Annotated in this window: 6 protein-coding genes; 4 read left to right on the top strand and 2 right to left on the bottom strand. The window is 70.6% G+C overall.

The genetic code is table 11. The features are described 5' to 3' along the window. The 4 genes from ACFWY6_RS41770 to ACFWY6_RS41755 all read left to right on the top strand — a co-directional run. Window positions 1-661, top strand: a 661-nt coding sequence (locus ACFWY6_RS41770) for a GtrA family protein (protein WP_384702028.1), incomplete at its 5' end; no start/stop codon positions are given. Further along, window positions 658-2,772: an ArnT family glycosyltransferase gene (locus ACFWY6_RS41765; protein ID WP_384702025.1), complete on the top strand. Its 2,115-nt coding sequence runs from the start codon at window positions 658-660 to the stop codon at window positions 2,770-2,772. The genes ACFWY6_RS41770 and ACFWY6_RS41765, both read left to right, overlap by 4 nt. Before the next feature lie 104 nt (window positions 2,773-2,876). Next, the gene (locus ACFWY6_RS41760) at window positions 2,877-4,382 is read left to right on the top strand and encodes an MFS transporter (RefSeq protein WP_384702021.1); all 1,506 of its coding nucleotides are present in this window, start codon (window positions 2,877-2,879) and stop codon (window positions 4,380-4,382) included. 114 nt (window positions 4,383-4,496) lie between these two features. Beyond that, complete coding sequence (locus ACFWY6_RS41755; RefSeq protein ID WP_384702018.1) at window positions 4,497-5,267, top strand: TetR/AcrR family transcriptional regulator; 771 nt, start codon at window positions 4,497-4,499, stop codon at window positions 5,265-5,267. A 304-nt stretch (window positions 5,268-5,571) separates the two neighbouring features. Here the strand turns inward: ACFWY6_RS41755 and ACFWY6_RS41750 are convergent, their stop codons facing one another. Then, window positions 5,572-6,396, bottom strand: a complete 825-nt coding sequence (locus ACFWY6_RS41750) for a YceI family protein (RefSeq protein WP_384702015.1) — start codon at window positions 6,394-6,396, stop codon at window positions 5,572-5,574. A 179-nt stretch (window positions 6,397-6,575) separates the two neighbouring features. Continuing rightward, the coding region (locus ACFWY6_RS41745) for an MFS transporter (RefSeq protein WP_384702012.1) at window positions 6,576-8,783 on the bottom strand (2,208 nt) is incomplete at its 5' end.

Genomic DNA, 8,783 nt, shown 5'->3' with positions numbered 1-8,783 from the left:
CACCGACACTGACAACCAGAGAGCGTTCGTGGTGTTGGGGGGTCGTATATGTGTATTAGAGACCGCTCCTGCGCGGCTCGCCCGCCCCTTCGGCGACGATCCGCGGGACCGGCAGCTGACCGGCGTGCCCGGCGGACTCGCCCGTCAGCTGGTCGGCTTCTGCGTGGTGGGCGCGCTCTCCACGCTCTTCTATCTGCTTCTCTACTCCGGCTTCCGTACGTTCACGGGGTCGCAGGTGGCGAACGCGCTTGCCCTGCTGGTCTCCGCGGTCGCCAACACCGCGGCCAACCGGCGGCTCACCTTCGGGGTGCGCGGCCGCGACCGTGCGATGCGCCACCAGGCACAGGGCCTGGTCGTCTTCGCCATCGGCCTCGCCCTGAGCAGCGGTTCGCTGGCGGCCCTCGGCGCGGCCGCCGGCGAACCCTCCCACTCCACGGAACTCGCGGTCCTGATCGCGGCCAACCTCGCGGCGACGGTCCTGCGGTTCCTGCTGCTGCGGGCGTGGGTGTTCCCGGAGCGGCGCTCCGACACCACATCCGCCGCGCCGCCCGAAGCCTCGTACGAACTCACTCACGCACCCGACTACGCACCTGACCACGCATCCGACTACGCATCCGACTGCGCATCCGACTACGCACCCGACCCGAGGAACGCACGATGACGACAACTGCCCAGGTGGCTCAGCCACTTCATGAGACACCGGGCAAATACGCCCACCGGCGCCCGCGCGGGCCGCTCTGGCGCGGCCGCGCCGACGATCCCCGCTGGGCGCGCCCCGCGTTCCTCGGTCTGCTGCTCGCCACCGCCGTCCTCTACTTCTGGAACCTCAGCGCGTCCGGTTACGCCAACTCCTTCTACTCCGCGGCCGTCCAGGCGGGCAGCCAGAGCTGGAAGGCGATGTTCTTCGGCTCGCTCGACGCGGGCAACGCGATCACCGTCGACAAGCCGCCGGCCTCGCTCTGGCCGATGGCCCTTTCGGTACGCCTCTTCGGGCTCAACTCCTGGGCCGTCCTCGCCCCGCAGGTCCTGATGGGTGTCGCCACGGTCGGCGTGCTCTACGCGGCGGTGCGCCGCCGCTTCAGCCCGGTGGCCGGGCTGATCGCGGGCGCCGTGCTCGCGCTCACCCCCGTCGCCGCGCTGATGTTCCGCTTCAACAACCCGGACGCGCTGCTCGCGCTCCTGATGACCGTCACCGTGTACTGCGTGCTGCGCGCCCTGGAGCACGGCCGCACCAAGTGGCTGGTCTGGGCGGGCGTGGCGGTCGGCGTCGCCTTCCTGGCCAAGACGCTGCAGGCGTTCCTGATCCTGCCGCCGCTCGCGGTCCTCTACGCGGTGTGCGCACCCGTCCGCCTTCGCAAGCGCTTCGGCCAACTCGCCCTGTCCGGGCTCGCGATGGTCGTCGCGGGCGGCTGGTGGGTCGCGATCGTGGAGCTGTGGCCCGCGTCGTCGCGCCCGTACATCGGCGGCTCCCAGAACAACTCCTTCCTTGAGCTGACCTTCGGCTACAACGGCCTCGGCCGCATCAACGGCGAGGAGACCGGCAGCGTCGGCGGTGGCGGCGGCCCCGGTGGCGGTGGCGGCGGCGGTCAGTGGGGCGAGACCGGCATCGGCCGGATGTACAACTCCGAGATCGGCAGCCAGATTTCATGGCTGCTGCCCGCCGCACTGATCCTGCTCGTCGGCGGCATCGTCCTCACCTGGAAGGCCCGCAGGACCGACACCACGCGCTCGGCGTTCGTGGCGTGGGGCGGCTCGCTCCTCATGACGGCGGCCGTCTTCAGCTTCATGGCGGGCATCTTCCACCAGTACTACACGGTCGCCCTCGCCCCCTACATCGCGGCGCTGATCGGCATGGGCGCCACGGTCCTGTGGGAGGAGCGCGCCAAGTGGTGGGCGGGCGCGCTGCTCGGCGCGGCCGTCGCGGGCACGGCCTGGTGGGGGTACGTCCTGCTCGGGCGGACCCCGGACTACGTGCCGTGGCTGCGCTGGGCGGTCCTGACCGGCGGCCTCGCGGGCGCGCTCGGCCTGCTGCTCGCCGCACGCCTCGGGCGCCAACTGGCCGTCGCAGCCATCGGGTTGAGCTTCGCTGCTTCGGCCGCGGGCCCGGTCGCGTACACGCTCTCCACCGTGAACAGCGCGCACACGGGGTCGATCGTGACGGCTGGTCCGGCGTCGGCGGGCGGAATGGGCGGCCCCGGCGGCGGTGGCGGCCGCCCCGGCGGTGGCGGTGATGGCGGGATGCAGCCGCCGGGCCAGCAAGGTGGCCGGCAGGGCAACGCCATGCAGCCCCCGAGGCAGCAGGGTCAGACCGGTCGCCAAGGCGGCATGCCCGGCGGCGGAATGGGCGAGCGTGGCGCCGGCGGCATGGGCGGCCTCCTGAACGGCGCCCAGGTCAGCGCCAAGGCGAAGCAGCTCCTGGAGGCGAACGCCGAGGACTACACCTGGGCGGCGGCCGCCATCGGCTCGCAGAACGCCGCGAGCTACCAGCTCGCCACCGGCGACCCGGTGATGGCGATCGGCGGCTTCAACGGCAGCGATCCGTCCCCGACCCTCGCCCAGTTCAAGCAGTACGTGGCCGACGGGAAGGTGCACTACTTCATCTCGGGCGGCCAGGGCGGCCAGGGCGGCCAAGGCGGCCAAGGCGGAGGCGGCGGCATGGGCGGCGGTGACAGCGGCACCGCATCGAAGATCACCTCCTGGGTGGAGGACTCCTTCGAGAAGGTCACGGTCGGCAGCGCCACGTTCTACGACCTGACGCAGCCCAAGAGCTGACGCAGCCCAAGAGCTGACGGAAACCTTCTTGTACGGCGTACGGGAGATGCCTTACGGTGTACATCGCTCACCTCCCATACGCCGTACAAGAAGAAGGAGAGGGTATGACGGCAACGACGACCGCCGAGACCCCCGCCACCCCCCAGGCACACCCCCAGCGCTGGCTGATCCTCGGCGTCATCTGCCTCGCCACGCTCACCGTCCTCCTGGACAACACCGTCCTGAACGTCGCGATCCCCTCCCTCACCAAGGAGCTGGACGCGTCCACGGCCGACATCCAGTGGATGATCAACGCCTACTCGCTCGTCCAGTCCGGCCTGCTGCTCACCGCGGGAAGCGCCGCCGACCGCTACGGCCGCAAGAAGATGCTCGCCGCGGGCCTCGCCCTCTTCGGCATCGGCTCGCTGGTCGCCGGTCTCGCCCAGTCCTCCACGCAGCTCATCGCCGCGCGGGCCGGGATGGGCATCGGCGGCGCGCTCCTGATGACCACCACGCTTGCCGTCATCGTGCAGATCTTCGACGACAGCGAGCGGATGAAGGCGATCGGCCTCTGGTCGACCGTCAACTCCCTGGGTTTTGCGATCGGCCCCCTTGTCGGCGGCGTCATGCTCGACCACTTCTGGTGGGGCGCGATCTTCCTGATCAACATCCCCGTCGCGGTCCTCGGCTTCGTCGCCGTCGTGAAGCTGATCCCCGAGTCCAAGAACCCGCAGGGCGACCGGCCCGACCTGCTCGGCGCGGTGTTCTCCACCATCGGCATGGCGTCGGTCGTCTACGCGATCATCTCCGGGCCCGAGCACGGCTGGACGTCGACGCAGGTCCTGGTGTCGGCCGCGGTGGGTGTCGTGGTGCTCGGTGTCTTCGTCTGGTGGGAGCTGCGCATCCCGTACCCGATGCTGGACATGCACTTCTTCCGCAACCAGCGCTTCATCGGCGCCGTCGCGGGCGCCATCCTGGTCGCCTTCGGCATGGGCGGCTCGCTCTTCCTGCTCACCCAGCACCTCCAGTTCGTCCTGGGGTACGAGCCGTTGGAGGCCGGCCTGCGGACGGCGCCGCTCGCGGTCACCGTGGTCGCGCTCAACTTCACGGGCCTCGGCGCACGGCTTCTCAAGAAGACGAGCACTCCGGTCACCATCGCCATCGGCATGACCCTGCTCTCCGCGGGGCTCGCCGCGATCGCCGTGCTCGGCGGCGACAACTACGGCGGGATGCTGACCGGGCTCATCGTGATGGGCGCGGGCATCGCGCTCGCCATGCCCGCGATGGCCAACGCCATCATGAGCGCGATCCCGCCGGAGAAGGCGGGCGTGGGCGCGGGCGTCAACGGCACGCTCGCGGAGTTCGGCAACGGGCTCGGCGTGGCCGTCCTCGGTGCGGTCCTCAACTCGAAGTTCGCCTCGCTGGTGGCCGTGTCCGCGGCCTCGCTGCCGGCCGCGCTCGCCGCGGCCGATACGGAGGGCGAGCGGGCGAAGATCGCCGACGCGTTCTCGTCGGGCCTTGAGACCAGTCAGCTGGTGGGGGCGGTGGCGGTGTTCCTCGGAGGCGTTGTCGCCGCCGCGTTGCTGAAGCGGGCGGAAAGGGCAGACTCTGCCAAGACGGCGTCCGCTTAGCATCGAGTGCGGGTGGCGGAGTGGCTCATTCCGGCCGGTCCGCCGTCCGCTCCGGACCATCGGATATCGGTCATCGGTCATCGGTACAAGAGCTCAGGACCAGGAAGGTGCGCCATGGTGAAGGCAGCCGACCGCGCGAAGCGCCCCGCGCGGACCAGCGTCTGGCTGGAGGGCAAGGCCCCCCGGAACGGCGCGGGCCGCAGGAGTGATCAGCCGACAGGCCTGGACCGTGACCGCATCACCGAGGCCACGGTCCGCCTCCTCGACGAGGAGGGCCTCGCCAAGTTCTCCATGCGGCGCCTGGCCGCCGAGCTGAACGTCACGGCGATGTCCGTGTACTGGTACGTCGACACCAAGGACGACCTGCTCGAACTGGCCCTGGACGCGGCCGCGGGCGAGATGAACCTGCCGGACGCGGAGTCGGTCACGCCCGAGCGGTGGCGCGAGACGCTGCGCGAACTGGCGTCGGAGTACCGGGGGTTGCTGGTCCGGCACGCCTGGGTGTCACCGCTCGTCGGCAACTTCCTCAACATCGGCCCGAACTGGCTCAAGTTCGCGCTGACCGTGCAGGACGTGGTGCGCAAGACGGGTCTTCCGACGGAGAAGCAGACCGGCGCGATCGCCGCGGTCTTCCAGTTCGTGTACGGATTCGGCACCGTGCAGGGCCACTACCTCGCGCGGTGCGCCGCGGCCGGGATGACGCCCGCGGAGTACTTCAAGGAAGCCATGGGCGCGGTCAGGTCCGATCCGGCCCTTGAGGAGACCCTGCACAGCGCCTCCGAGATGATGGAGGCGCGGGGCGGGAGCACGGTCGAGGAGATGTGGGAACTGGACTTCACGGTGGCCCTGGACCTCCTGGTGGCAGGCATCGAGGCACAGCTGTAGCGGGGCGTTGGGCCTATGGCTGTGCCTATGGCCAGGCCTTTGGCCGGGGAAAATCCCCCGGCGGCCACCGGGCCCCACCGCTCCGGGGTGATCCTCGGAGGTGCTGAGTGTCGGTTGGTTGTGGGGCGGGGCCGCGCCGGTATGTCCGTACTCGCCATCTCGGTCCGAGCGTCTGGCTGCTTCGGCCGGCGAGACTTGGGCGCCGTGCTCCGTGCGGACATACCGACACGTCCCCTCGCGTCTCGATGCCGAGTGTCGGGCGGGTGGGCGGGAAAGGCTCGTTCGGTGACCCGAGGCTGCGGGCTCAGCCCTGCGGCAGTGCATCCCCCTGCACCGCCTGGATGTCCAGCTCCACCCGGAGGGTCGTGCCGATCGCCGAGATGCCCGCCTGCACCACCTGGTTGTAGTTCATCGCGAAGTCCTCGCGGCGCAGCTCCGCCGTGGCCCGGAACGCCGCCCGCGTCCCGCCCCAGGGATCCGCTCCCGTACCGAGATAGCTGAGCTCCAGGTCGACCGGGCGTACGACGCCGTGCATGGTCAGTTCGCCGTGCACCGTCCAGCGGTCGGAGCCCGCGGGCGTGAGACCGGTCGAGCGGTAGGTGAGCTCGGGGTACTGGTCGACGTCCAGGAAGTCGGGGGACTTCAGGTGGCCGTCCCGCATGCCGTTGCCCGTGTCGATGGACGAGGACCTGATGACCGCCTCGACCCGGGACTTCTCCACGTCCTCGGAGATGTCGATCCGCCCGCCGAACTCCGTGAACCGGCCGTGCACGCTGGTGATCCCCAGGTGCTGGGCCGTCGCGCCCACGGTGGAGTGCGCGGGGTCGACGGTCCACGGCCCCGGCGGCGGCAGCTCCGTGCCGCCCTGCCGGGCCAGGACGACGCTGCCGACCTCGGCGCGGCCGCTCGCGGTGACGAGCGCGGTCGAGGCCACGGGCGCGTAACCGACCGCGGTGACGATCACCGTGTACGGTCCTGCCGGCAGCGCCGTGGTGTCGCGCACCGCGCCCTCCTCGTCCGCCGCGGCCCGCAGCACCTGCGTACCCGTCATGTCGGTGAGGGTGACGACGGCGTGGGATACCGCCCAGCCGTCACGCGTCCGGATGCGCGCTGTAAGTCCCGGTCCCATCCCGTTTATCTCCTTGCGAGCTGTGCGAGCTGTGCGAGCCTTGTGAGCTCAAAAGTGCGGCCCCCGGCAGTGGTGACCGGCCGTCCCCTGCCGTGTACGTCACCACCACCCGGGGGCCCTTTCCACACCGGCCCGCACGCGCGCATCCGCTCGAGTACGCGCGCACGGGCCGGGGTCAATCACTCGCCGGGGTGGGCGAGTTCGATGTCGTGGCCGTCGACGCCTTCTCCGGCGACGGTCAGGCCCGTGGCCACCGGCGGGTAGCCGGTCGCGATGACCGTGTACTCGCCGTTGTCCAGGTCGGTGAAGGCGTACGCCCCGTCCGACCCCGTGGTGGCGGTGGCGACGACGTTGCCCGCCGCGTCCACCAGCGTGACCCGCGCGTCGTTCAGCGGTCCGCCCTTGGCCCGCACGGTGCCGAGCACCTGCGAACCGGACCTCAGCTCGACCTCGACCCGGGTGACGCCGACCGCGCCGACCTCGACCGGCAGCGCCATCGGCCGGTGCCCCGCCGCGTTCACCGCGATGGTCACCTGTCCCGGCACCAGCTCGGCGAAGGTGAACTCACCCTGGTCGGTGGTGAGTCCGGTGGCCAGCACATCGCCGCGTACATCCGTCACGATGACCATCGCGCCGCCGACCGGCAGCTTGCCGTCGGAGGCCCGCACCACACCGGTGAGGCCGCTCGTGCCGCTCAGCAGGATGTCGTACGCGAGCGCATCGTCGGCCACGACGATCGTCGAAGCCTGCGGCTGGAAGCCGTCGGCCGACGCGATCAGTACGTACGAGCCCGCGCCCGGGGCGTCCACGGCATAGGACCCGTCGCCCTGCGCCACCGCACGCCCCAGCTGCCGTCCCCCGAGGGAGATCAGCGTGACCGCGGCCCGCGGCACCGGAGCGCTCTCCGCGCCCCGCACGAATCCGCGCACCGGAGTGCCGCCGCCCGTGGTCTGCACCGGGGCGTCCCCGGCGGCGGACGAGGCGAGGGCGGCGAGCTTCTGCGTGCCCTCGGGCCCCGTCTCGGTGTGCGCCGCGACGGAGGCGAGGGCCGGCTGCTCGTCGGCGACCCCGGTGGCCGGAGACTCCGTCGACTCCGACGACTCGGCGGCCTGGGCGAGGGCACCCGACGTACGCAGCGGGACCTCCTTGATGAAGAGCGTGATCAGGAAGGCGATCAGCGCCATCGGCGCGGCGATCAGGAAGACATCGGCGATGCCGTGCCCGTAGGCGCTCTCCATGACCGTGCGCAGCGGCGCGGGAAGGGCGTCCAGATCCGGGATGCCGCCGCCACCGGTGCCGCCGTGCCCCATGGCCGCGGCCTTCGGGCCGAGGTCTTCAAGCCCGTCCTTCACGTAGTCGGTGATGCGTGTGGACATCACGGCGCCGAGCGCCGAGACACCCATGGCGCCACCGAGGGAACGGAAGAAGGTGACGACGGAGCTCGCGGAGCCGAGGTCCTCGGGAGCGACCTGGTTCTGCGTGGCGAGCACCAGGTTCTGCATCATCATGCCGACGCCGAGGCCCATGATCGCCATGAAGATCGCGATGTGCCAGTACTCGGTGTCGTACCGCATCGTGCCGAGCAGTCCGAGCCCCGCGGTCAGGAGCACACCGCCCGCGACCAGCCAGGCCTTCCACTTGCCGGTCTTGGTGATGATCTGTCCTGAGACCGTCGAGGAGACGAACAGACCACCGATCATCGGGATCGTCATGACGCCGGACATCGTCGGCGACTTGTCGCGCGCCAGCTGGAAGTACTGGCTGAAGAACACCGTGCCCGCGAACATCGCGACACCCACGAAGAGCGAGGCGAGCGAGGCCAGGGTGATGGTGCGGTTGCGGAACAGCCGCAGCGGGATGATCGGCTCGCTCGCCTTGGACTCGACGAAGAGGAAGACCGCGCCGAGCAGCACCGAACCGCCGACCATCGCGTACGTCTGCCAGGACAGCCAGTCGTACTTGTCACCGGCGAAGGTGACCCAGACCAGGAGCAGCGAGACGGCCGCGGAGATGAAGAAGGCGCCGGCCCAGTCGACCTTGACGTCCCGCTTCACGACGGGGAGCTTCAGGGTCTTCTGCAGCACGATCAGGGCGATGATCGCGAAGGGCACGCCGACGTAGAAGCACCAGCGCCAGCCGAGCCAGTCGGTGTCGGTGATGACACCGCCGAGCAGCGGACCGCCGACGGTCGCGACGGCGAAGGTCGCGCCGAGGTAGCCGGAGTAACGCCCGCGCTCGCGCGGGGAGATCATCGCGGCCATCACGATCTGCGCGAGGGCGGAGAGCCCGCCCACGCCGATGCCCTGCACGACACGGCAGGCGATGAGCATGCCCGCGTTCTGCGAGAGCCCGGCGACCACCGATCCCAGGACGTAAATGATCAGGGC

The sequence above is a fragment of the Streptomyces sp. NPDC059037 genome (assembly GCF_042740015.1).
In the GTDB taxonomy this organism is placed as follows: Bacteria; Actinomycetota; Actinomycetes; order Streptomycetales; family Streptomycetaceae; genus Streptomyces.
The sequence above is the reverse complement of the archived record's forward strand: the minus strand, read 5'-3'. Positions and strand labels throughout refer to the sequence as shown.

Excerpts from the sequence above, each read along its gene's own strand:
- ACFWY6_RS41765 (WP_384702025.1), top strand. The coding sequence starts at position 658 with ATGACGACAACTGCCCAGGTGGCTCAGCCACTTCATGAGACACCGGGC.
- ACFWY6_RS41760 (WP_384702021.1), top strand. The coding sequence starts at position 2,877 with ATGACGGCAACGACGACCGCCGAGACCCCCGCCACCCCCCAGGCACAC.
- ACFWY6_RS41755 (WP_384702018.1), top strand. The coding sequence starts at position 4,497 with ATGGTGAAGGCAGCCGACCGCGCGAAGCGCCCCGCGCGGACCAGCGTC.
- ACFWY6_RS41750 (WP_384702015.1), bottom strand. The coding sequence starts at position 6,396 with ATGGGACCGGGACTTACAGCGCGCATCCGGACGCGTGACGGCTGGGCG.